Annotated in this window: 23 protein-coding genes and 2 tRNA genes; 15 read left to right on the top strand and 10 right to left on the bottom strand. The window is 64.7% G+C overall.

Features of this window, described 5'->3' with window-relative positions; genetic code table 11:
* Window position 1 precedes the first annotated feature (1 nt).
* Complete coding sequence (locus QF118_RS11875; protein WP_282299268.1) at window positions 2–1633, bottom strand: L,D-transpeptidase family protein; 1632 nt, start codon at window positions 1631–1633, stop codon at window positions 2–4.
* Window positions 1634–1960: 327 nt separating this feature from the next.
* On the opposite strand from QF118_RS11875, the gene QF118_RS11870 reads away from it, so the two are divergent.
* The gene (locus tag QF118_RS11870; RefSeq protein WP_282299267.1) at window positions 1961–2530 is read left to right on the top strand and encodes a peptidoglycan L,D-endopeptidase MepK; all 570 of its coding nucleotides are present in this window, start codon (window positions 1961–1963) and stop codon (window positions 2528–2530) included.
* Between the two features lie 248 nt (window positions 2531–2778).
* On the opposite strand, the gene QF118_RS11865 is transcribed toward QF118_RS11870, so the two are convergent.
* A tRNA-Asp gene (locus QF118_RS11865) sits at window positions 2779–2855 on the bottom strand.
* A gap of 32 nt (window positions 2856–2887) precedes the next feature.
* Window positions 2888–2964, bottom strand: a tRNA-Asp gene (locus QF118_RS11860).
* A gap of 348 nt (window positions 2965–3312) precedes the next feature.
* Here QF118_RS11860 and QF118_RS11855 point away from each other — a divergent pair.
* The 9 genes from QF118_RS11855 to QF118_RS11815 all read left to right on the top strand — a co-directional run bounded on the left by QF118_RS11855 (window position 3313) and on the right by QF118_RS11815 (window position 10263).
* Window positions 3313–3981 (top strand): polysaccharide deacetylase family protein, encoded by a 669-nt coding sequence (locus QF118_RS11855; protein ID WP_282299266.1) that lies wholly within the window; start codon window positions 3313–3315, stop codon window positions 3979–3981.
* Window positions 3982–4056: 75 nt separating this feature from the next.
* Window positions 4057–5469, top strand: a complete 1413-nt coding sequence (rimK, locus tag QF118_RS11850) for a 30S ribosomal protein S6--L-glutamate ligase (protein WP_282299265.1) — start codon at window positions 4057–4059, stop codon at window positions 5467–5469.
* A 166-nt stretch (window positions 5470–5635) separates the two neighbouring features.
* A complete protein-coding gene (locus QF118_RS11845) occupies window positions 5636–7090 on the top strand; it encodes a glycosyltransferase (protein WP_282299264.1) in 1455 nt (484 codons plus the stop codon).
* A gap of 1 nt (window position 7091) precedes the next feature.
* Window positions 7092–7685, top strand: coding sequence for a hypothetical protein (locus QF118_RS11840; protein WP_282299263.1), 594 nt, complete (start codon window positions 7092–7094; stop codon window positions 7683–7685).
* A gap of 39 nt (window positions 7686–7724) precedes the next feature.
* The gene (locus tag QF118_RS11835; RefSeq protein WP_282299262.1) at window positions 7725–8087 is read left to right on the top strand and encodes an SUF system Fe-S cluster assembly protein; all 363 of its coding nucleotides are present in this window, start codon (window positions 7725–7727) and stop codon (window positions 8085–8087) included.
* Window positions 8088–8138: 51 nt separating this feature from the next.
* Window positions 8139–8747: a MarR family transcriptional regulator gene (locus QF118_RS11830; protein WP_282299261.1), complete on the top strand. Its 609-nt coding sequence runs from the start codon at window positions 8139–8141 to the stop codon at window positions 8745–8747.
* Between the two features lie 37 nt (window positions 8748–8784).
* On the top strand, window positions 8785–9531 hold the full coding sequence (locus QF118_RS11825) for a DUF3307 domain-containing protein (protein WP_282299260.1): 747 nt from the start codon (window positions 8785–8787) through the stop codon (window positions 9529–9531).
* A gap of 28 nt (window positions 9532–9559) precedes the next feature.
* Entirely contained in the window at window positions 9560–9940 is a 381-nt protein-coding gene (locus QF118_RS11820) for a HesB/IscA family protein (protein WP_282299259.1), read from the top strand.
* Complete coding sequence (locus tag QF118_RS11815) at window positions 9940–10263, top strand: TfoX/Sxy family protein (RefSeq protein WP_282299258.1); 324 nt, start codon at window positions 9940–9942, stop codon at window positions 10261–10263. The genes QF118_RS11820 and QF118_RS11815 overlap by 1 nt, the downstream gene beginning before the upstream one ends.
* A 15-nt stretch (window positions 10264–10278) precedes the next feature.
* Here the strand turns inward: QF118_RS11815 and QF118_RS11810 are convergent, their stop codons facing one another.
* Entirely contained in the window at window positions 10279–11175 is an 897-nt protein-coding gene (locus tag QF118_RS11810; RefSeq protein WP_282299257.1) for an isopenicillin N synthase family dioxygenase, read from the bottom strand.
* 116 nt (window positions 11176–11291) lie between these two features.
* Between QF118_RS11810 and tpiA the strand changes: the two genes are divergently transcribed.
* Window positions 11292–12038, top strand: coding sequence for a triose-phosphate isomerase (gene tpiA, locus QF118_RS11805; protein WP_282299256.1), 747 nt, complete (start codon window positions 11292–11294; stop codon window positions 12036–12038).
* 193 nt (window positions 12039–12231) lie between these two features.
* Here the strand turns inward: tpiA and QF118_RS11800 are convergent, their stop codons facing one another.
* The 5 genes from QF118_RS11800 to QF118_RS11780 form a co-directional block, all read right to left on the bottom strand.
* Window positions 12232–13608 (bottom strand): TRAP transporter large permease, encoded by a 1377-nt coding sequence (locus QF118_RS11800; protein WP_282299255.1) that lies wholly within the window; start codon window positions 13606–13608, stop codon window positions 12232–12234.
* Window positions 13609–13612: 4 nt separating this feature from the next.
* The gene (locus QF118_RS11795; protein ID WP_282299254.1) at window positions 13613–14302 is read right to left on the bottom strand and encodes a TRAP transporter small permease; all 690 of its coding nucleotides are present in this window, start codon (window positions 14300–14302) and stop codon (window positions 13613–13615) included.
* 196 nt (window positions 14303–14498) lie between these two features.
* Window positions 14499–15503, bottom strand: coding sequence for a DctP family TRAP transporter solute-binding subunit (locus QF118_RS11790; RefSeq protein WP_282299253.1), 1005 nt, complete (start codon window positions 15501–15503; stop codon window positions 14499–14501).
* Window positions 15504–15760: 257 nt separating this feature from the next.
* The gene (locus tag QF118_RS11785; protein ID WP_282299252.1) at window positions 15761–16987 is read right to left on the bottom strand and encodes a sigma-54-dependent transcriptional regulator; all 1227 of its coding nucleotides are present in this window, start codon (window positions 16985–16987) and stop codon (window positions 15761–15763) included.
* A gap of 136 nt (window positions 16988–17123) precedes the next feature.
* Entirely contained in the window at window positions 17124–18866 is a 1743-nt protein-coding gene (locus tag QF118_RS11780) for a sensor histidine kinase (protein WP_282299251.1), read from the bottom strand.
* A gap of 79 nt (window positions 18867–18945) precedes the next feature.
* Here QF118_RS11780 and QF118_RS11775 point away from each other — a divergent pair, with 79 nt between their 5' ends.
* A complete protein-coding gene (locus QF118_RS11775; RefSeq protein WP_282299250.1) occupies window positions 18946–20118 on the top strand; it encodes a cytochrome P450 in 1173 nt (390 codons plus the stop codon).
* 49 nt (window positions 20119–20167) lie between these two features.
* On the opposite strand, the gene QF118_RS11770 is transcribed toward QF118_RS11775, so the two are convergent.
* Window positions 20168–20623, bottom strand: a complete 456-nt coding sequence (locus tag QF118_RS11770; protein ID WP_282299249.1) for an Lrp/AsnC family transcriptional regulator — start codon at window positions 20621–20623, stop codon at window positions 20168–20170.
* Between the two features lie 151 nt (window positions 20624–20774).
* On the opposite strand from QF118_RS11770, the gene cobA reads away from it, so the two are divergent.
* From cobA to QF118_RS11755, 3 genes are read left to right on the top strand one after another with little or no spacing between them, the layout of a single operon-like run.
* The gene (cobA, locus tag QF118_RS11765; RefSeq protein WP_282299248.1) at window positions 20775–21575 is read left to right on the top strand and encodes a uroporphyrinogen-III C-methyltransferase; all 801 of its coding nucleotides are present in this window, start codon (window positions 20775–20777) and stop codon (window positions 21573–21575) included.
* Complete coding sequence (locus tag QF118_RS11760; RefSeq protein WP_282299247.1) at window positions 21575–21877, top strand: DUF2849 domain-containing protein; 303 nt, start codon at window positions 21575–21577, stop codon at window positions 21875–21877. Before cobA ends, QF118_RS11760 begins: the two co-directional genes overlap by 1 nt.
* Window positions 21877–23547, top strand: coding sequence for a nitrite/sulfite reductase (locus QF118_RS11755; RefSeq protein WP_282299246.1), 1671 nt, complete (start codon window positions 21877–21879; stop codon window positions 23545–23547). The genes QF118_RS11760 and QF118_RS11755 overlap by 1 nt, the downstream gene beginning before the upstream one ends.
* The last annotated feature ends 3 nt before the right edge of the window (window positions 23548–23550 follow it).

Raw genomic sequence — 23550 nt, 5'->3', positions numbered from 1 at the left:
TTTAGCTGCGTCCCGTGCGCAGCGCCACCCCCGCGTTGGCCAGGGCCTGCCAGATCAGCGTATCGCGGCCATAGACGTCGGGGCGATAGTTCATCTGCCCTTTGGCCTGGGTAAAGGCGGTGCTGTAGATCAGGTGCACCGGGATCTGCGTCTTGAGCGGCACATTGGTTTCCTGACCGGTGCGCAGGATGCTTTGGAAATACCCCTCGGGGTCGTTTTCCTGCGGGGCCAGCAGCGCATAGGCAAAATCATGCGGGTCATCCAGGCGGATGCAGCCATGGCTGAAGGTCCGCACCGTCTGCGAGAACAGGTGCTGCGACGGGGTGTCGTGCAGGTAGATGTTGTACTTGTTCGGGAACAGGAACTTGACCGACCCCAGCGCGTTGCGCGGCCCCGGCGGCTGGCGCATCGAGAACGGGAAGGTGCGCGCCGAATAGCCGGCAAAGCTGCGGCCACGGCCAACCACCTGGCCACGGCTGTCGACCACCTGCAGGTGCCCGACCGCTCCGGGGTTGGAGCGCAGCAGCGGCAGGTATTCGTTCACGATGATCGAGCGCGGCACATACCACGACGGGTTGATCACCATCCGCTCCATCACGTCGGAAAACTCCGGCGTGCGGCGGTCGCGGTCCTGGTGGCCGATGACCGAGCGGGTTTCAAAGGTCAGCTTGTCGTCGTCGATGATTTGGGCGTGGTAGTCCACCAGGTTGACCAGCACGTGACGCTTGCCGCGCCCTTCGGGCAGGTTCAGCCAGCGTTCACGCTCCATCGCGACGATGATGGATTTCAGACGCTCTTCGGGGCCGGTGTTGATCTGGGCCATGGTGGTCGGGCCGGCGACGCCATCGGGTTCGATGCCGTGATCTTCCTGGAAACTTTGCACCGCCATCTGCATGGCGCTGTCATAGGTGCCGCTGAGCGAGGATTTGAGATAGCCCATCGCCGTCAGGCGGTTGCGCAGGGCCACCACCGCATTGCCGCTGTCGCCCGGACGCAGGCTGCCAGCCGGCACGACCTGGCCCCAGCCACCATGGGCGATGCGGTGTTCCAGCTGCAGCTTGGCCCGCATCAGGCGGGTGTATTCGGCGGTCGTCGGCGCAAGGCCGCGCATCACGGCGACCGGGTCCTCGGTGGTCAGGCGGGCCAGCAGCTCGGCGGGATCGCGGCGCGGCGCCTTGCGTTTGATGCCATCATCAATCTTGCCCGGGTCAAGGATGCCCGATTGCAGGTCATGGGCAAAGCTCAGGAACAGGTCGGTCAGTTCGACCTCGAGAAGGCCGCGGTCACGCCCGTTTGTCGCGCTGGCCATGCGCGCCAGCAGCGCGTCTGCGTCATAGCGTTTCGCGGGCAGACCGTGATCGCCCGCCATCGACAGGGCATCGAACAGCGCGGCGCGGCGCTGGCGGTCTTCGTCCGATGCGCTGGTCCAGATCGGTTCGAACCCGCGCGCCCGGTAGAACGATGCCACGTCGTCGTCTTCGCCGACGCGTTCGGCCACCGCCTGTTTGTAGGCCGTCAACTGAAAGGAAAAACCGTCCTGGGCCGAAACCAATTGCGCCGATCCCATCAGCACTCCGGCGGCCAGCAATGTCCGGATCGACGCCCCGGCCCGTCTTTTCAAATTCCCATTCATCAAAAAATCCCTCGTCATGCGCGCGCTTTTGTTTGAATTCACTTTGTAAACAACACTCTGCCCCTGTCCACTCACTTTTGCGCCAAGTCGCAAACATGTTGCTCAACCGTTAAGGGACCCGGCCAAAGGCGCATTCCCGCCACAGTTAAACGGCATTTGAGCAGGAATCTGCCAATTCCCCCTTGATCCCTCGAATTCACCATAAAACGCCCTTTTTGTCGTCACCGATTCGTGTCATACGGGCTGTGCATCTGAGGATAGATGGCAGGGCGCACAACGTTGCGCAAAGACAGTTGTAACAGCGACCACGGGACAGGCGCTTTCGATATGGCAGACATGACCTCAAGCAGCTTTTCGCGGCGCGCCCTTCTTGGTGCGTTTGCCGCAACCACGGTAGCCGCGGCACCGACCTTTTCCCATGCAGCCGGATTTCTGCGCGGTGCAGGCGACATTCGCCGCCTTCGCATGTTCTCCGGGCGCACCGGCGAACGCATCGACATGATCTACTGGATCGAGGGCGATTACATCGCGGACGCCGTGAAGGAAGTGAACTACTTCATGCGCGACTGGCGCTCCAATGACGTCAAGGCGATCGACACCCGGACGCTGGACATCATGGCGGCGGCGCACAACCTGATGGATGTGAACGAACCCTACATGCTGATTTCCGGCTATCGCAGCCCGGCAACCAACGCCATGTTGCGCTCGCGCTCGTCCGGCGTGGCCAAGAATTCGCGCCACCTGCGCGGTCAGGCCGCCGACCTGCGGCTGTCGTCCCGCTCGGTCCACCAGATGGCCAAGGCCGCCCAGGCCTGCCACGGTGGCGGCGTCGGTCGCTACTCCAAGTCGGATTTCGTCCACATGGATTGTGGTCCCGTCCGCAGCTGGGGTGGTTGATCGCCTTTTCCTTTGCATCACACCAAACCTTGTCCCGATCAGGCGCCCCATTTCGGGGCGCTTTTGATTTCTAGGGCAGAGCCTTCGCCCGGCACAGTCAGGAATACCCAACTGCCTTTCCCTTTCCTCCCCAACCCCGGGGCAGGAAAAAGGTTCCGCAACCCTGCGCGATTTTCGGCACGACGACAAAACCCACAGACAGGGTGCCCCCTTAAGGGGTAATTCTATGACATTCTGACAGGAAGGAATGGCGCGGTTGACGGGGCTCGAACCCGCGACCCCCGGCGTGACAGGCCGGTACTCTAACCAACTGAGCTACAACCGCGTTGTCGCCTGTGGCATGGTTCGGGGCAGTGGTGGCGCGGTTGACGGGGCTCGAACCCGCGACCCCCGGCGTGACAGGCCGGTACTCTAACCAACTGAGCTACAACCGCTCACTGACCCCCGAAGCATGCCGCCTCGGCGTGTGGGGCCTTTTAGGCACAGGCCCATGCGCCGTCAAGCGCTTTCAATCCCGAAAAGCCATCAATTTTCTGGCGGGCGCAAACTAACCGTGGCCGATAGGTCACGGGGCCCCTGCCCGCTGCCGCAAACACGGGAAAAACCCTTGCGCATCAAGCCCCTGCTCCGCTTCCTTGCGGTACTGCTGCTTGTACTGCCAGTCTGCCAAAGGGGGGTAGGCCCATATGTTTGATTTTTCTCGACGGACATTTTTGTCCGGCGGAGCTGCTGCGCTGTGTCTGACACAGCCACAGCAAGCCTTTGCCGCGCCGACGATTTCCTTGCCCGATGATATTGCCCAAAGGGATGCCGCCACGGTGATGGCCGTGCGCACGCCTTCGCCCGTGGTCAGCATGACCTTTGACGACGGGCCGCATCCGAAACTGACGCCGGTCCTGCTGGACATGCTCAAGGCGCGCGGGCTGCGCGCGACCTTCTACCTGATCGGCAACCGCGTGGTGACCTGGCCCGACATCGTGCGGCGCATCGCCGACGAAGGCCACGAGATCGGCAACCACAGCTGGACCCATCCGAATCTGGCGAAATATTCCAACGCCAACGTGCTGGACCAGATCGACCGGACTTCGGATGCGATCTTCAAGATCACCGGCCGCCCGCCGGTGACCTTTCGCCCGCCTTACGGCTCGTTCACCCGGCGCCAGCGCATCATGCTGTACGAGGAACGCAACCTGCCGACGATTCTGTGGTCGGTCGATCCGCAGGATTGGCGCCGCCCCGGCGCCAGCGTGGTCGCCAGCCGAATCCTGTCCGGATCGCGCCCCGGCGCCATCATCCTCAGCCACGACATCCAAAGCGGAACGGTCAAGGCAATGCCCCAGACGCTGGACGGGCTCAGCCAACGCGGCCTGCGCTTTGCCACGGTCAGCCAGATGATGGGCTGGCCGCTTTGGCAATCGCGCAGCTTTCGGCGGGCCACCGCAAAAGGCTGACACGGCCGTCATCACCCCTGTTGAGTAGCACCCGGGAAAGCGTTACCTGTGTGCCTCTCCAACAGGGATGACGCGATGACCGAGACTGAGAATACCGACCCGAACCTGCTGCGCTTTGGCTGGGAGGAATGGGTTGCCTTGCCCGATCTCGGACTGCCGGCCCTGCGTGCCAAAGTCGATACCGGCGCGCGGACCTCGGCGCTGCATGCCTTTGACATCGAAACCTTTGGTCCGGCCAGCGCCCCCAAGGTGCGTTTTACCATCCATCCGGTGCCCGGGCGCGAAGACCTGGTGATTCCCTGCTCGGCCCGTATCGTCGACCGGCGTGTCGTCACCAGTTCGAACGGCGAATCCGAAAGCCGCTATGTCATCGCCTCGACCCTGCGGGTCGGCGAGGAAAGCTGGCGGGTCGAACTGACGCTGACCGACCGCTCTTCGATGGCCTCGCGGATGCTGCTGGGGCGCGAGGCGCTGAAGGATCATATCACCATCGTCGCCACCGACCGGTTCCAGCAACCCAAGCTGAGCTATGACGTCTATAACACCGCCCGCGTCCGCCAGGCCGCGCCCAACCGCGCCCTGCGCGTGGCGGTGCTGTCGCGCGAGGACAATTATTCCACCCGCCGCCTGGTCGAAGAGGGCGAGGCCCGCGGCCATTCCGTCGAGGTCATCGACACCACCCGCTGCTACATGGCGATCAACGCGCTGAACCCCGAAATTCACTATGACGGCAAACGCTTGCCGCGCTATGACGCGGTGATTCCCCGCATCGGAGCCTCGGTCACCAATTACGGCACGGCGGTGGTGCGCCAGTTCGAAACCATCGGCACCTATTGCCTGAACGGATCGGACGGAATTTCTTCGTCGCGCGACAAACTGTTCGCCCACCAGCTGATGGCCCGGCACAAGATCGGCATGCCGAACACCGCCTTTGCCGCCTCGCCCAAGGACACCGACAGCCTGATGCGGCTGGTGGGCACGGCGCCGATGATCGTCAAACTGCTGGAATCGACGCAAGGCAAGGGTGTCGTGCTGGCCGAAACCAAGAAGGCCGCGCAATCGGTGATTGACGCCTTTCGCGGGCTCAAGGCGAATTTCCTGGTGCAGGATTTCGTCAAGGAATCGGCCGGAGAGGACATCCGCTGCCTGGTCGTGGGCGGCAAGGTCGTCGCCGCGATGAAACGCACCGGGGCCGAAGGCGATTTCCGGTCGAACCTGCACCGCGGCGGATCGGCCACGGTCGTCAAGATTTCCAAGCAGGAACGCGATGCCGCCGTGCGCGCCGCCAAGGCCTTTCGCCTGAACCTGGCCGGGGTCGACCTGCTGCGCTCGGAATCGGGGCCCAAGGTGCTCGAGGTGAACTCGAGCCCCGGGCTGGAAGGCATTGAGACCGCGACGAAAAAGAACATCGCGGGTCTGCTTTACGATCACGTGGAATCAATGGCGCGCCCGACCCCCGTGCGCCGCCGCATCGCCTCCGAAGACTAGGTCCATCAGCCTACCATGGGTGGCAGCCGCCCGCCGGCCTGCCACCTAGGCGCGTGTTTCTTGACGCCCCGGCAGCCGCCCTTTACCAATTTCTCTGTTTTCAGAGGAGGATCGGCTGATTTCAGGTCGAGAGTGGGGCCGCTCGGGAGGGCGCGTCAAAAGGATTTTGATCACGCAGCGGGCGCTGCAAAGTTACAGCGGCACCGAAATGTACACGGCCGAGATTGCCCGCGCCTTGAAGGCGCGCGGGCATGAGGTCGCGGTATTCTGCCCCCTTCCCGGCAAGATCGGCAACCTGATCACACCCAGCGGCATCACCGTCAATGAACGGCTCGAGGATGTGCCCTTTCGACCCGAGGTGATCCACGGCCACCACCACCTGCCGCTGATGGCGGCGCTGGCGCATTTTTCACGCACGCCTGCGGTGCATCTGTGGCACGGCGCACGGCCCTGGGTCGAACAGGTGCCGCGTCATCCACGCATCGCCCGCCATATCGTCACATCCGAACGCATGGCGCCGCGCATCCAGGCCGAATTCGGCGTTCCCGCGAACCTGGTGCGCACGGTGCCCAATTTCGTCGATACCGGGCGCTATTCGCATGTGCGCGACCCCTCTGCCCGGCCCCTGCGCGCCGTCCTGTTCGGCCAGGGCGGGTTTTTCCCGGCCGAGCTGAGCGTTCTGGAAAAAGCCTGTGCCGACAATGGCCTGACCCTGGACAAGGTCGGGTATGCCTATGGCAACCCGCGGCCGCGGCCGGAATACTTTCTGCCCGATTACGACATTGCCTTTGCCATCGGGCGCTCGGCGCTCGAGGCACTGGCAAGCGGCTGCGCGGTGATTCCCATCGTGCCGCAACTGGCCGGGCATCGCATCACGGCCGAAACGCTGCGCGAATGGTCAGCCTGCAATTTCAGCCCGCGCTACTATACCAGCGCCGACCGTTTTGACAGCGCCTGGCTGGCGCGCCAACTGGCCGACTGGGACCCGGACGACGTGGCACAGGTCACCGCCGAGGTGCGGCGCGTCTATACGCTGGAGCGCGGCATCGACCAGCTGGAGGCCCTGTATGACGAAGCGATCGCCCTGCCAGGCTCCGGCATCGACGCGGTGTCGGGCTATGCCTCGTACCTGGGCTGGATGGCGCGCGAGGCCGATGCGCTTTGGGCGCAGACCATCACGGACCGCCAGGGAATAGAAACTTTGCGCAGTGAAAACAAACGGCTAAAGGCCGAACTTCAAGCGCGCACCAAACCGCCCCCCATCGCCAGGCCTTTTGGCCCGCCTGCGCCCCTGCCGTCCCCCGTTGGCGGGCGCAACGCGCCACGGCTGACCATCGGGCTAGAGGCCGCGCGCCGCGCCCGGATCGAGGCCTCGGGGCTGTTCGACGCGGTCTGGTATCGGCGCTGCTATCCCGACGCCATCGGCCAGGGCACTGACCCGCTGGCCCATTACCTCAACGATGGCTGGCGCGAAGGCCGCAGCCCTTCGGCGTTCTTCGATTCGAACGCCTATCTGACCGCCAACCCCGAACTGATGGGCCAGACGGTTTCGCCGCTCGAGCATTACCTGAGCAAACTCGACGCGCTTGGCGCCGCGCTTCGGCAAGAACCCGGGCTTTGACATGGCGGACGGGGATCTTCTTCTGACGCGGCGTCCGCCCCTGGCCCAGTCCGGCCCCCCGGTCAGCCGTTTCGATCCCGCGCTCGAGGCCTGGCTGAACGCGATGTTCCATTACTGGGGCTGCGATGAATGCGTCGTGCTGCCCAAGGTCGCCGTCAACGCCATGCGCACCGTGGGCAACTGGCGGCGCGGGGCGTCGGTGATACGCACGGTGCTGCCGCCCGGCACCCCGGTGGCCACCTTCCTGACCCGGCAGGGCGCCCCGTCCGATCGCTGGGATGGCGGCCAAGGGCTTGGGATCACGGGGAATTTCACGACACATTCCGGGGTTCTGGCGGGCTATCTGCTGGATGCGCACGGCGCGCTGATCGGCATCAAGATCTGGGAGCTGTATCCCGGCTGCGGCCGGGTCAGGCGGCGCATCTATCCTTTGGATGACACCCGTTTCGGCACCGCGAACGCGCGCAATTACCACGCCATCCACGATCTGGACGGCGCGCCGCTGGGCGGGCCGGACAATCCCAGCTTTGCGCTATGGCAGCAAAGCCTTGCCCCTCCGCCGCGTTCCGCGCCGCCCCTTTACCCGGGCGCATGAATTCCCTATATCTTCGCTCAGGAATGCGACGAGGATATCATGACCGAACAAAGTCCCCAGCTTGAAGGCGCGCCGCTGATCGCCCCGTCAAGCACCGAGCACGCGCTGTACGATTCCGTGGTCGAGGCCTGCCGTACGGTCTATGACCCTGAAATCCCTGTGAACATCTATGATCTGGGGCTGGTCTACACGGTCGAGATCAATGACCAGAACGAAGTGCGCATCATCATGACCCTGACCGCCCCCGGCTGTCCCGTCGCCGGCGAGATGCCTGGCTGGGTCGCCGATGCGGTCGAACCCCTGCCCGGGGTCAAACACGTCGATGTCGAGCTGACATGGGAGCCGCCCTGGGGCATGGACATGATGTCGGACGAGGCGCGTCTGGAACTGGGCTTCATGTAAAGGCAAGTCAATTTACTTGCTTTTTGCCAAGGCAAGCGCTATGACTTGCGCATGCTGTTTGCCGTTCTCACTGGTGATATCGTCAACTCCGGCGCGCTCAGCGCCGAAGAACTGGATCGCACGCTTGCCGCGCTGAACGACGCTTGTGTCGAAGCGTCGGGGTGGCGCGACGGCACGGTTTCGGGCTTTGCCCGGCGCGGCGGCGATGCCTGGCAGATAGCGCTCAGCTCTGCGGAATTCAGCCTGCGGCTCGCGCTGCTCTGCCACGCCCATGTGCGGCGTCTGGACAAGGCCCGCGCCACCCGGATCGCCGTGGCCACCGGCCCCGGCACCCTGCCCGGCACTGACCCCAACTTTGCCCACGGCCCGGCCTTTACCGCCTCGGGGCGGTTGCTGGAAACGCTGTCCGATCCGGTCACCATGGACCACGGCGCAGGCGGCAGCGCCTCGGCGACCTTTGTCCTGGCCGATCACATCGCCCGCGGCTGGACCCCCGCCCAGGCCCGCGCCATGGCCGAAGTCCTGCCCCCCCACAGCGGCCCGCGCAGCGAGGCCGCAAGGCGGCTTGGCATTTCGCGGCAGGCGGTCGATCAGGCCCTGTGGTCCGCCGGATACCCCGCATTGCTCAGTGCCCTGACCGCATGGGAGGCCCAGCCATGAAAGCCAATTCCCTTTCTTTCCCGAAAAGCAAGCCAAAATGCTTGCGTTAAGCGCCCAGATCACCCCGGCCATGCTGCAAAGCTTTGCCGCGCTGCTGCTGGCCCATTGCCTGGCCGATTTCACCTTTCAGACCCGCTGGATGGTGGACCGCAAACGCAATCCGCTGGTGCTGGCCCTGCACATCGCGTTGGTCTTTGTCTTTTCAACCGCGCTGCTGGGGGGCGTCTGGCAGGTGGCGCTGGTGGTCAGCCTGGCGCATTTCGTCATTGATGGCACCAAGGTCTGGGTCCTGCCCGCAAGCCGGCGCAACACGCTTGGCGCCTTTCTGGGGGACCAGATCGCCCATCTGATGACCCTGATCGCGGCGGCCCTGTGGTGGCCCCGCGCCGTCGCCCAAGGCAGCTGGAGCGCCTGGGCCGATCTAGCCCTGATCCCGACGCTGACCCTGTCGGGCCTGATCCTGACGGTCTGGGCGGGCGGCTATGCGGTCGGCATGTTGACCGCCCGGTTTCGCGCCAACCCCGGCCAAAGTGATCTGACCGACACCGGCCTGCCGGACGCCGGCCGCCTGATCGGCCAACTGGAACGCGCGCTGATCTTCTTGCTGATCCTGGTGGGGGAACCTGCTGGCGTCGGGTTTCTGATCGCGGCCAAATCCATTTTGCGGTTCGACACCAAGGAAGGCCAATATGTGATCATCGGCACGCTGGCCTCGGTCACCTGGGCGATGGTTTTGTCCTACGCGACGCTGGGCCTGCTTGAGATTGCCGCCCTGACACCCTAGATTGAGGGCAGGACAAAAGAGGTATTCCATGTTCAGCATTCCCGGCAAACAGGCCGTGACCATCACCGCCCCGGCGGTGAAGCAGATTCGCAAGCTGATGGAGCGGGATTCGCGTCACGGGCTGCGCATTGGCATCAAGAAGGGCGGCTGCGCGGGCATGGAATATACCATGGACTATGTCGACGCCGCCGATCCGCATGACGAGGTGGTGGAACAGGATGGCGCGCGGGTGCTGATTGCACCGATGGCGCAGATGTTCCTGTTCGGCACCGAAATCGACTATGAAACCAGCCTGCTGGAATCGGGCTTCAAGTTCCGCAATCCCAACGTCGAAGACGCCTGCGGCTGCGGCGAATCCATCAAGTTCAAGCACATAGACGCCCTGCGCGCCGAACAGGGCCAGGGCTGATGGGCCTGTCCGCCGATCAGATCGAATTCGCCAAGGATCTGTTCAGCGAGCTGGGGGACATCACCACGCGGCGCATGATGGGCGGGCTGTGCCTGTACCACGAGGGCACGATCTTTGCCCTTGTCCATTCCGACGGCACGATCATGATCAAGGGCGCGGGTGATTTCATTCCCCGGCTCGAAGCGATGGGCTGCACCCGCTGGGCCTATACCCGCAAGGACGGCTCGCCCACCTCGATGCCCTACTGGACCCTGCCACCCGAGGCACAGGACGACCCGGCCGAGGCTGCCGCCCTCGCCCGCGAGGCGCTGCGCCACCTGTGACGGACCGCCCGGCGTTCAGCCGGTCTTTTTCATGTGCAGATAGGTTTCGTTGAACCGCTTTTGCAGGTGCGCCCCGGCCAGGATCACCTGACCCGACCCCATCGGCGCGACGTTGGTGTCATGGTTGGGGTTGAAGAACAGCGGCACGGAAATCCGTTCCTCGGCCGATCCCCTGACCCGGTGCAAGGTCGCCTTGACCCGGCCTTTGGTCCACATTTCCAGCATTTCGCCAAAGTTGATCACGAAATCGCCCGGCCCCGCCTGCACGGCAATCCAGTCGCCATCGCGGTTCAACACCTCAAGCCCGGCCACGCCGTCGGTGCCCAACAGGGTCAGACAGCCGTAATCGGTATGGGCCGCGATGCCGAAATCCTTGTCGCCCGCCCAATCGGGGCGCGGTGGGTAATAGTTGCCCCGCAGCAGCGCCATGGGCTGGTCGAACTTGTCGTCAAAATAATGCGCATCCTCGCCGATCGCCTCGGCGACGCCGCGCAGCAGGGTCATCGCAACGGCCAGCGCATCGCGGTAATAGGCCTCGATCACCTCGCGAAAACCCTCGGGGCGGTCGGGCCAGAGGTTGGGCGCATAGACCGCAAGGCCGGTGTCCGGCGCCTCGAACCCGCAATCAAAGACCTGTTTGTAATCGGGGTTGGCCTGCGGGTCGACCTGTTCGGACCCCGGCGCGCCCCAGCCCCGGTTGGCCCCGGTCACGGCCATGTCCACCGCCTGTTTTTCCGCCATCGGCAGGTCGAAAAAGGCGCGGTAGGCCGCCAGCACAAAACGCATGCGCGCGGCGCTGATGCCGGTGTTGTGCACGGTCAGAAAGCCGATGCTTTCGGCGCCGTCGCGCAACTGGTCCAGCGTCTCGGGATCACGGGCCACGATCTTTGCGGCGTCCAGTCTCGGGATCATCTTTGCCCCCTTGGTCAACTCAGGTCCCCCTTGTCAGAACGCCGCGCCCCGTGCAAGCGGCCTTGACGCCGCGCCGTCCCCCGCGATGATACCCCAAACCGCGAAAGGGAGAGACGATGCGACGCAAACTTGCCGCAGGAAACTGGAAGATGAACGGCACCCGCGCCGCGCTGGCCGAAATCGCCGCCATGGCCGAGGCCGCCAAGGGCGGTGCCGAAGTGCTGATCTGCCCCCCCGCCACACTGCTGGCCGAAGCTGCGCAGAACGAGGCCGGCGTCGCGATTGGTGGGCAGGACTGCCATGCCAAGCCATCGGGCGCCCATACCGGCGATCTCGCGGCAGACATGCTGCACGACGCTGGCGCGCGTTATGTGATCCTGGGCCACTCGGAACGCCGCCAGGACCATGATGAGCACAACGAGGACGTGCGCGACAAGACCCGCGCCGCCTGGGATGCCGGTCTGACAGCCATCGTCTGCGTCGGTGAAAGCCTGGCGGAACGCGATGCGCAGAACACGCTGGACATCATCGGCGGCCAGCTCGCAGGCTCGATCCCGGATGGCGCCACCGGCCACAGCCTGGTTGTCGCCTATGAACCGATCTGGGCCATCGGCACCGGCAAGGTGCCCACCCTCGACCAGATCGGCGACGTGCATGATTTCATCCGCGCAAGACTGGAACGCCGCTTTGGCGCGGGGGTCGGCCGCTCGGTCCGGCTGCTGTATGGCGGATCGGTCAAGCCGTCGAACGCGGCCGAGATCTTTGCGGTGTCCAACGTCGATGGCGCACTGGTGGGCGGCGCGTCGCTGAAGGCCGCGGATTTCGTGCCGATCATCCAGGCCCTGAACGCCAGCACGGATTGAACCGCCCCGATTGGGGGCCAGCCCCCAAACCCCCGGAGTATTGAGACCAAGAAGAAGCACAAAGACCCCTGCCCTTCTTCTTGGGCGAAATACTCCCGCCGGAGGCATCCGACAGAAAACAAGACAGGCGGCGCCCGGATCGGAGCGCCGCCTTTGATTTTTGGTGTAGGGCGGGTTTCAACCCGCCCCCGCGCTATTTCGTGATGATCTCTGGCCCCATGAAGGTCGTGGGCAGCCAGGTCGACAGGATCGGGATGTAGGTCACCATGATCAGGAAGACGAAGAGCACCGCGAGGAAGGGCAGCGAGGCCTTGACCACGCGCATCATCGGCATGCCGGCAACGCCCGAGGTCACGAAGAGGTTCAGACCCACCGGCGGTGTGATCATCCCGATTTCCATGTTCACCACCATGATGATGCCCAGGTGGATCGGGTCGATCCCAAGCTCGATCGCAATCGGGAAGACCAGCGGCGCCACGATCACGATCAGCCCCGAGGGTTCCATGAACTGACCGCCGATCAGCAGGATCACGTTGACGATCACCAGGAACATAACCGCCCCGAAGCCCGCGCTGAGCATCATGCCCGCGATCTGCTGCGGGATCTGTTCATCGGTCAGCACGTGCTTGAGGATCAGCGCGTTGGCGATGATGAACATCAGCGTGATGGTCAGTTTGCCCGCCTCGAACAGGGTGTCCTTTGTGTCCTTGTGAAAGAAGGCAGTGACCAGCGCGATGGGTTTGCGCAACAGGCTCAGGTTCGGCGCGCCGTCCTTGCCTGCAAGCGGGCCCATGTCGCGGTAGATGAAGTTCGCGATCAGGAAGGCATAGACCGCGGCCACCGCGGCGGCTTCGGTCGGGGTGAAGATCCCGCCATAGATGCCGCCCAGGATGATGACGATCAGGAACAGCCCCCAGATCGCGTCTCCGCCCGACTGGGCGACCTCGCCCCAGCCTTTCCATTCGCCCTTTGGCAGGTTCTTGACCACGGCGATGACATAGATCGTCGTCATCAGCATGGTACCCGCCATCAGGCCCGGGATGACACCGGCCAGGAACATCCGGCCGACCGACACATCGGTGGCCGAGGCGTAGACCACCATCACGATGGACGGCGGGATCAGGATGCCAAGGGTGCCCGCGTTGGCGATGACGCCCGCCGCAAAGTCCTTGGTATAGCCGACCTGCCGCATCCCGGCGATCACGATGGACCCGATGGCCACCACGGTTGCGGGCGACGATCCCGACAGCGCCGCGAACAACATGCAGGCAAAGACGCCCGCAATGGCCAGGCCGCCCGGAAGATGGCCGACAATGGCAATCGAGAACCGGATGATCCGCGCCGCCACCCCGCCCGTCGACATGAACGACGAGGCAAGGATGAAGAAGGGGATCGCCAGCAGCGTATAATGCCCTGCCATCGCCTGGAAAAAGCTTTGCGCAATCGAGGCCAGCGAGGTTTCCGACAGCACCAGCAGGAAGATGATCGAGGAAAAGCCCAGGCTGACCGCAATCGGAACGCCGATCAGCATCAGGCCGACGATCATGGCAAACAGGATGAAAACGTCCATGACCTCAGTCCTCCTTGTTCAGGTGGGCGACATCGCTCACCGCGTCTTCGGCTTCGTGGCTGACGATCAGGCTTTCGGCATCGCCGGTCCAGATCCGCCACCCGGCCTGGCAAAAGCGCAGCAGCAACAGGGCTGTCCCGAAGGGCAGCATCGCGTAGGGAATGAACCGCGGGATCTTTTCATAGGCTTCGCCTTCGTTGATCCAGGGTTCGATAAAGCGCAGCCACTCCGGCATCCGGATGTCGACCACTTCGTACCAGGACCGGTACGAGGTGCGGGTCATTTCCTCGAACCCCGTGGGGAACCAGCGGCCGGTGGTCTGCGGCAGGTTGGCGAAGTTGGCCCAATAGTCCCAGGCCCCCTTGAACAGCAAGAAGGCGTAAAAGATGCAGATCGCGGCGGCGGTCAGGCTCATGGCGCGGCGCACCGGAGGAGACATGATGTTCAGCACGGCATCGACGCCAAGGTTGGCCGTCTTCTTGACCGCATAGCTGACCCCGAACAGGACCAGCCATGCAAAGAGAAAGGTCACGGCCTCGAGCCCCCAGATGAATCCGGTGTTGAAGCCATAGCGCAGGACGACGTTGACGAAGGTGATCAGTGTCATCAGCCCAAGGATGATGGCGATGACGGTTTCTTCCAGCTCGTCAATGAAGCCGCCGAGCAGGGAAGGTGATGAGTGGTGCGCAGACATGGCCCCTCTCCCTTGTTAGCGGATGAACGGTGCAATGCGGGACCCGGGGCCGAAGCCATCCGGACAGGCCGGCAATTGCGCGAGGAATTGGAAAGCCCGGCAGACCGGCGGCCATGATGGCCGGCAATGGCTGCGGGAACAGGTGCCCGGCCCCCAGGCGTATTGCAGGGGGCCGGGACATCCGGCAAGGCCGGGATCAGTTGGCGGCGTTGAATTCCTGCGCCGCGTCGATGTTTTCCTGGCCGACGTCGTCGCGGAACTGCTCCCACACCGGCTTCATTGCATCGACCCAGGCCTGACGCTGTTCGGCGTTCAGCTCGACGATGGTTGCGCCGGTATCCAGGATTGCCTGACGGGCATCCGCATCGACCTGGCCGACGGCGGCGTTACGCTCGACGGTCACCTCTTCGAGGATGGTCGCCAGCTGGGTGCGCACGTCCTCGGGAAGGCTGTCCCACCAGTCGGTCGAGGTCACGACCATATAGTCGATGATGCCGTGGTTGGTCTCGGTGGTGCCGTCCTGCACCTCAAAGAACTTCTGGCCATAGATGTTGGACCAGGTGTTTTCCTGACCGTCCACAACGCCGGTCTGCAGCGCGCCGTAAACTTCGGAGAAGGCCATCGGCTGCGGGCTGACGCCGATCGCTTCCATCTGGGCCTTGATCACGTCCGAAGGCTGAACGCGGAACTTCAGGCCAGCGGCGTCGGTTGGCAGGACCAGCGGCTTGTTCGCCGACATCTGCTTCATGCCATTGTGCCAGAACTGCAGGCCCAGAAGGCCGCGGCGGGTCATCGATTCCTTCATCGCAACACCGGTTTCCGAGGTCTGGAAGGCGTCGACAGCAGCGATGTTCTTGAACATGAAGGGCAGGTCGAAAATGCGGAACTGCTTGGTGAACTGTTCGAACTTGGACAGCGAGGGCGCCGCCAGCTGGACGTCGCCGTTCAGCATCGCCTCGAGCACCTGGTCATCGTTGTACAGGGTCGAGTTCGGGAAAACCTCCATGCAGGCCTTGCCGTTCATCTCTTCGTTGACGCGCTCCATCAGCAGCGAGGCGGCCAGACCCTTGGGGTGCTTGTCCGAGTTGGTGACGTGGCTGAACTTGATGACGATCTCGCCATCGTCACAGGCGGCCTGTGCCCCGGTGGCGGCGGTCATCAGCGCGGCTGCCGCCACGGCGGACATCAGAAACTTTTTCATGGGTATCCTCCCAGATACTTTTTGAATGTGCAGGGCACGCCTCCTCAGGGTGCCCGATGCCGTCACAAGAGCGTGAGCCGCCCTTCCCGCGCAAGTCCCCGCTTGAAAATTCAGCATCGGCGCCAAAAGGTGCCGGGTTTTCAGGGCATTGGCGGAAATCCGCGCATCGCCCCCGGCCCCGGCGCCGCAGTTTTGTGCGAAATCCCGCACAAATGTTAGCGCCTGACGTGCGAAAATCCGCACAACGGGGCGAATCCTCAGCGCCGGAAATCCTCGGGGCGCAGCCCGTACTTGGCCAGCTTGTCGTAAAACGTCTTGCGCGGCAGCTTCAGCGCCTTGGCCGCCTCTGCGGCCTTGCCATTGTGCCGCCCCAGCGCCGCCGCCAAAAGCGACCGTTCCACCTGCGCCATCTGCTCGGCCAACCCCAGGTCGCGCGCCCTGGACAGGTCCTCGGGCATGCCCAGGACAAACCGCATGGCCGCCGACATCAGGGACCGCGCATTGCCGGGCCAGTCCTGCGCCATCAGCGCGGCCAGATGCTCGGGCGTGACGTCGGGCGCGGCAATGCCCGATTGCTCGGCCGCCTGCGCGACATATTGGCGAAACAGGACGGGGATGTCCTCGGGGCGCTCGGACAGCGACGGAATGTGGATGCGGCACACTTCCAAACGATAGAACAGATCGGCCGAAAAGCGCCCCGCCTCGGCCGCCTCGGCCAGGTCCTCGGTGCTGCCGCCCACCAGCACCGCGCCGCCGCTTTCGATCAGATCGATCAGCGCCAGCTGCGCATCGACCGGCAGCGCCCCGATCTCGTTCAGGAACACGGTGCCACCCTCGCTGGCCTCCCACAGCGCGCTCAGGCTGTCACGGCTCAGCCCACTGGCGGCGCGCTTTTCAAAAGGGCCCTTGGCACGGGCCGAACTCAGATGGATCACCTCGGCCACCTTCGACACCCCGGTGCCGGGCGCGCCGGTCACAAGCGCCTCGGTCCCGGCCCGCGCGGCGGCGCGCACATTGGCCCGCAACCCCTCGGCCAGGTCAGACTGACCAAAGATCAGACGATCCGCCGGATCCCCCGCCTCCAGCTGCTGCTTGAGCGCGCGGTTCTCCAGAACAAGCGTCCGCGTCCGCAAAGCCCGCTCCAACACCCGCAGCAGATCGCCGGGACTGCAGGGCTTTTCCAGAAAATCAAAGGCGCCCTGCGACATCGCCCGCACCGCCATGGGAATATCCCCCTCGCCGGTCAACAGGATCACCGGCAGATCCGCATCCTGGGCGCGGGCGTAATCCAGCAGGTGAAACCCGTCGCGCCCCGGCATCCGGATATCCGACAACACCACCCCGGCAAAGCCCGCCCGGATGTGGTCCTTGGCCTCGATAAAGGACCCGGCCGTCACCGCCTCGAACTCGGCCAGATCCAGGGTCTGGCGCAGCGCCTCGCGCACCGCCTGGTCATCATCCACCAACAACACCCGCCGGATCATGCCGCTTGCCCCCGCTTGCCCTTCCAATTGCCCAAAATATCCCGGGGGGGCGCGGAACGCGCCGGGGGCTGGCCCCCACCTGCGGGATGGCGGGCGGGGCGATGTTCGCCGCGCGAACGAGCGCCGGACACCATCCTCATGCCGCCGCCTCCTCGCGCCAATAATCCAGATCCACCGTGAACATCGCCCCGCCTCCCGGCGCATTGCTGCCGCGAATGTTGCCGCCGAAACTCTGCACCAACCCGTAGGAAATCGACAACCCCAGCCCCATGCCGTCGCCGCCAACCTGCTTGGTCGTATAGAACGGCTCGAATATCCGCTCGGGGTCGGCAATCCCCGGCCCCGTGTCGCGCACCAGCACCGTCAGCCGCTCTGCCGCCTCCAGCGCGATCGAAATCCGCTTGTCCGACTGCCCCGCCATGGCATCGGCGGCGTTGTTGATCAGGTTCACGAAAACCTGGCTCAGCCGCACCTCGCCCCCCAGCGCAAAGACCGCCGCCTCGGGGCGCTGCCAGTCCAGTGCAACCCCCTCGCCGCGCAGACGCGCCTCGGTCAGTTCGACCGCCGTGTCGATCACCGCCACCAGATCGACCTTGCCCATCGGCTCGCTTTCGTTGCGCGCAAAGGCCCGCAGGTTCTTGATGATCCGCCCGGCCCGCGCCGCCAGCTGCGAGATCCGGCCAAGGTTATCCGCCGCCGCCCGCGTGTTGCCGCGTTCCAGAAAGGCCGCGCCGTTCTCGGCAAACTGCCGGATCGCCATCAGCGGCTGGTTCAGCTCGTGACTGATCCCCGCGGACATCTGGCCAAGGGCGCTCAGCTTGCCGGCCTGCACCAGATCGTCCTGCGCCCGCTTCAGTGCGGCCTCGGCCTCCATTCGCTCGCGCACCTCGCGGCGCAGGGCGACGTTGGCGTCGGTCAGATCCTGCGTGCGCGCCCGCACATGTCCCTCCAATTCCGCGTTGGCCTGGGTCAACGCCTGCCGCCGTGCCGTCGCCATCAACAATAGCGCCCCGAAAAACAGGCACAGCGCCGCGACCGACGCTGCCTGCAGCGCCGCCAGCCGCCGCGCCGGGGCCACGTCAACCAGCACATCGCCCGTCAGCCCGATCACCGGCAGATCCTGCGACAGGTGCAGCGCCATTTCCGGCACATAGGGGCTCAGCTTCTGGGTCCAGACCTCGTGCGCCCCGACAAGATGCGTCGCCACCGGCCGCACCGCCTGTCCCGGGGGGGCCATCCCCTGCGGGCCGACCTGCCAGAACAGCAGCTCGGACCGGTTGGTGACAAAGATCGCGCCATTCGCGTCGCGAAAGAACACCGCCGGGGTCGAACCGCGCCAGTCCTCCTCCAGATCGTCGATATCCACCGCCACCACCAGCACGCCGCGCACCGCCCCGCCCGGCTCGAACGATGGCGCGGCATGGACATAAGTGCGGCTGCCAAAGCCAAGGTCCGTACCCTGCGCCACCCCAAGCGCGCCCTGCAAGGCCCGCCCGAAATAACCGCTTTGCGCAATCCCATCGGGCGCCCGCCCGTTGGCCGAGGCCAGAACCCGCCCCGAGGCATCGAGGTAAAAGGCGCTCTGCGCCCCGGTCTTGTCGACGGTTTCAAGCAACAGCGCGTCGGCCTCGGCCTTGCTGCCGCCCGCGTGCAGCGCCGCCAGTGCCGGGTGATCCGACATCAGGACCGCCGTCATGCGATAGCGCTTCAGCTCGGTCACCAGCCGGTCCGAGGCCAGCGCCAGGTCGGACGCCGCCCGCGCCGACACCTGATCCAGCGCCTGGGCATAGCCATAGCGCCAGACCCCCCAGCCCAGCCCGGCCACCGCCGCAAGGGACACCAGCGCGACGAGCCCGCGTGTGATCGGTTTGCTTACCATGACGCTGTTTCTAATTCGGAAATCCTCCGGGGGCGATCCCCCTCTTGCGTCGCCTGCGCGCCCGCATCACTGTATGCCCATGCAGCGCCTGTCCCAATCCCCCACAAATCCCGGGTTTGTCCAGAACCCCTATCCGTTCTACGACCAGCTGCGCGAGGCTGGCGATCTGACCTGGTGGGAGGAATACGCCATGCCCTGCGCCGCCTCGCACCGCGCGGTGCATGCGCTGCTGCGCGACCGGCGCTTCGGCCGCGAGATCCCGGCCGAACTCGCCCAACCCATCCCCGACCACCTGCGCCCCTTTTATGCCGTCGAAGCCCATTCGATGCTCGAGTTGGAGCCGCCCCGCCACACCCGGCTGCGCGGGCTGGTGCTGCGCGCCTTCACCTCGCGCCGGATTGCCGCGCTGGGGCCGGAAATCGCAACTCTGGCGCATGAGCTGATCGCGGCCTTCCCAAGCGGCGAATTCGACCTTCTGACCCGCTATTGCCAACCCCTGCCGGTGATCGTCATCTGCCGCCTGCTGGGCGTGCCGCAGGACATGGCGCCGCAACTGCTGCGCTGGTCGAACGCCATGGTCGCGCTCTACCAGGCGCGCCGCGACCGCACCATCGAAGAGGCCGCCGCCAGCGCCGCCGCCGCGTTTTCGGACTTCATGCGCCGCTATATCGACGAGCGCCGCAAATCCCCCGCCGATGACCTGATCAGCCACCTGATCGCCGCCGAGGAACAGGGTGAAAAACTGTCGACCGACGAGCTGATCACCACCTGCATCCTGCTGCTGAACGCCGGGCACGAGGCAACGGTCCACACCATGGGCAACGGCATCAAGGCCTTGCTTGAAACCGGCACGCCGGTCACACCCGCCAATGCCGAGCCGGTAAGCGAAGAGATCATGCGCCATGACCCGCCGCTGCATATGTTTACCCGCTACGCCTATGAAGAGCTTGAGGTTTTCGGCCACCGTTTTCGGCGCGGCGACCAGGTGGCGCTGCTGCTTGGGGCGGCGGGGCGCGACCCGGCGGTCTGGCCCGATCCCGCCCGGTTCGACCCGGCGCGCCCGGTAACGGCGCATCTCGCCTTTGGCGGCGGGCTGCATTTTTGCGTCGGGGCGCCGCTGGCGCGGCTCGAGCTGCAGATCGCCCTGCCGATCCTGTTCGAACGCTGCCCCGGGCTGCGCCTGACACAGCCGCCCGAATACGCCAACCTCTACCATTTCCACGGGCTGGACCGGCTGACGGTACACAGCTGACCCCTGCTTCTTCTTGGCCAAAATACTCCCGCCGGAGGCGGTCCGCCGCCTACAACGGCAGAACCGTCGTCGCCTTGATTTCCTCCATCGACAAAAGCGCCGTGACGTTGTGCACCTTCACCTCGGAAATCAGCGCCTGGTAAAACACGTCATAGGCGCGGGCATTCCTGACGCGCACCTTGAGGATATAGTCGATGTCCCCGGCCAGCCTGTGGGCCTCTTGCACCTCGGGGCGGTCGCGCAACGCCTTGAGAAAGGCCGCCTGCCAGTCGGCTTCGTGTTCCGAGGTGCGGATCAGCACGAAAAACGTCGCCTCGAATCCCAGCGCCTCGGCGTCCAGCAGAACGGTCTGCTGACCGATCACCCCGGCCTCGCGCATCTTGCGGATTCGGTTCCACACCGGGGTCTTGGACGACCCGATTGTCTTGGCAATCTCGTCCAGCGACTGCCCCGCATCGCGCTGCAATTCGCGAAGGATTTTCCGGTCTATCTCGTCGATCTTCATCTTTGTTCCTATTTCGCATGGCGGCTGGGAAAACGCCCCGAAACCGCCACCTGAATAGAACATATGTCCTTATATTGGCAAGCATATAGCCATTGTTAGGGACAATTTCCTATATTGCAGGGGAAGAAAGCGCTGACTGAAAGGCTTTGACATGACCGACACGCTCCGCCCCGCCCCTTTGCGCCCCGCAACCGTTCCGGCCGGGCAGGTCTGTTTTGTCGGCGCAGGTCCGGGTGACGCCGATCTGCTGACGCTCAAGGCCGCGCGCGCCCTGTCCGAGGCCGAGGTCATCCTGTACGATCGGCTGGTCAGCGACGAGATCCTGGCCCTGGCCAATCGCGATGCACACCTGGTCAGCGTCGGCAAAGAGGGGTTCGGCCCCTCGATGACGCAACAGGACATCAACCGCCTGCTGGTGCTTCATGCCCTGTCCGGCGCCCGCGTGCTGCGCCTGAAGGGCGGTGATCCGGCGATCTTTGGCCGCCTCGACGAGGAAATCGAGGCACTGGAGGCCGAGGGCATCGGCTGGAGCGTGGTGCCCGGCATCACCGCCGCCTCGGCCTCGGTCGCGGCGATCGGCCAGTCGCTGACCAAGCGCGGCCGCAACGCCAGCCTGCGCATTCTGACCGGCCACGTCATGGAAGGCTTTGCCGATCAGGACTGGCGCGCGCTGGCCCGCCCCGGCGAGGTCGCCGCGATCTACATGGGCAAGAAGGCCGCGCATTTCATCCAGGGCCGCCTGATGATGCACGGCGCATCGGCCGACACGCCCGTCACCTTTGTCGAAAACGCCTCGCGCGCGGACCAGCGTATCGTGGCCTCGACTTTGGGCACACTGGCCCAGGATCTGGCCCAGGCCGATCTGAGCGGCCCTGCCCTGACCCTTTTCGGCCTTGCCCCGCGCGCCGCGCGGCAGGCTCTTCCCGCAATCCGCAAACAAGAGGTGTCCTGATGCCCCGCGCCTTTACCCCCAAAGTCATCACCGCCAACGCCCTGATCGAAGGCGACGTGATCTACCTGACCGCCAATGACGACTGGACCCGCGATCTGGCCCGCGCCGAGATCCTGACCGACGAGGCCCACGCCGAGTTGCGCCTGATCGAAGCCAGCCAGCGCCACCACGAGGCGGTCGGCGTTTACCTCGCCGACGTCGCCAAGGGCGACAAGGGCCCCGAGCCGACGCATTTCCGCGAGGATTTCCGCCGCACCGGCCCGTCGAACTATGCCCACGGCAAACAAGAGGAGCGCGTCTGATGTACCGTTACAACGATTTTGACGCCGATTTTGTCGCGCAGCGCAACCGCCAGTTCCGCCAACAGGTCGCACGCCGCATCGACGGCAGCCTGACCGAGGATGAATTCAAGCCGCTGCGCCTGATGAACGGGCTGTACCTGCAACTGCACGCCTACATGCTGCGCGTCGCCATCCCCTATGGCACGCTGAATTCCGCCCAGATGCGCCAGCTGGCCTATCTGGCCGAGCGGTTCGACAAGGGCTATGGCCATTTCACCACGCGCCAGAACATCCAGTACAACTGGCCGAAACTGCCCGACGTGCCGGACATGCTGGACGCGCTGGCCGAGGTCGAGATGCACGCCATCCAGACCAGCGGCAACACCATCCGCAACGTGACCGCCGACCATTTCGCCGGCGCCGCCGCCGATGAAATCGCCGATCCGCGCCCGGTGGCCGAGCTGCTGCGCCAGTGGTCCACCGACCACCCCGAATTCCAGTTCCTGCCGCGCAAGTTCAAGATCGCCGTCACCGGAAGCCCGAACGACCGCGCCGTGATCAAGGCCCATGACATCGGTATTCAGGTCGTCGAGCAAGATGGCCGCATCGGCTATCGCGTGCTGGTGGGCGGCGGCCTTGGTCGCACCCCGATGATCGGCAAGGAACTGGCCGACTTTGTCAGCCAGCAAGAACTGCTTCCCTACGTCGAGGCCGTGGTCAGCGTCTGGAACCTGCTGGGCCGCCGCGACAACAAATACAAGGCCCGCATCAAGATCACCGTGCACGAACACGGGATCGAACAGATCCGCGGGCTTGTCGAAGAGCGGTTCAAGGAAACCCGCGCGGCCTTCAACGGCGCCGATCTTGCGATCTTCGAGCAGATCAAACCGCAATTTGCCCCGCCCGCGTTTCGCAACGCACCGACCGATGCCTTTGACCGCGCCTATGAGGCCGATCCGGTCTTCCGCTCCTGGGCCGACACCAACCTGGCGCAGCACCGCGCGCCCGGCTATGCCATCGCGCAGATCAGCATCAAGGCGCATGGCCAGACCCCCGGCGACGCCACGGCCGAGCAGATGCGCGTGATGGCCGATATCGCGTCAGAATTCGGGCATGATGAATTGCGCATCAGCCACGAACAGAACGTCATCCTGCCGCATGTGCACAAATCCGACCTGCCGGAAATCCACGCCCGGCTCAAGGCGCACGGACTGGCGACGGCCAATATCGGCAAGATCAGCGATATCATCGCCTGCCCCGGCATGGATTACTGCGCGCTGGCCACCGCGCGTTCGATCCCCGTCGCCCAGCAGATCGCCACCCGCTTTGACGAGCTGAAGATCGAGAACGACATCGGCGATCTCAAGATCAAGATTTCGGGCTGCATCAATGCCTGCGGGCACCATCACGTGGGCCATATCGGCATCCTTGGTCTCGACCGCGCGGGGGTGGAAACCTACCAGATCACCCTTGGCGGCGATCACACCGAAAACGCGGCCATTGGCCAGCGCACCGGCCCCGGCTTTGGCTATGACGAAATCGTCCCGGCCATCGAACGGCTGGTCGGCGCCTACCTGGAGCATCGCACAGACCCCGCCGAAACCTTCCTGCAAACCTATCGCCGTCTTGGCATGGCCCCCTTCAAGGCCGCGCTTTACGACAGCGAACAATCGCGCGTCGCGGCCGAGTAAGGA

The organism is Tropicibacter oceani, assembly GCF_029958925.1.
GTDB classification, from domain to species: Bacteria; Pseudomonadota; Alphaproteobacteria; order Rhodobacterales; family Rhodobacteraceae; genus Pacificoceanicola; species Pacificoceanicola oceani.
This window is presented reverse-complemented; position numbering and strand designations above follow the sequence as displayed.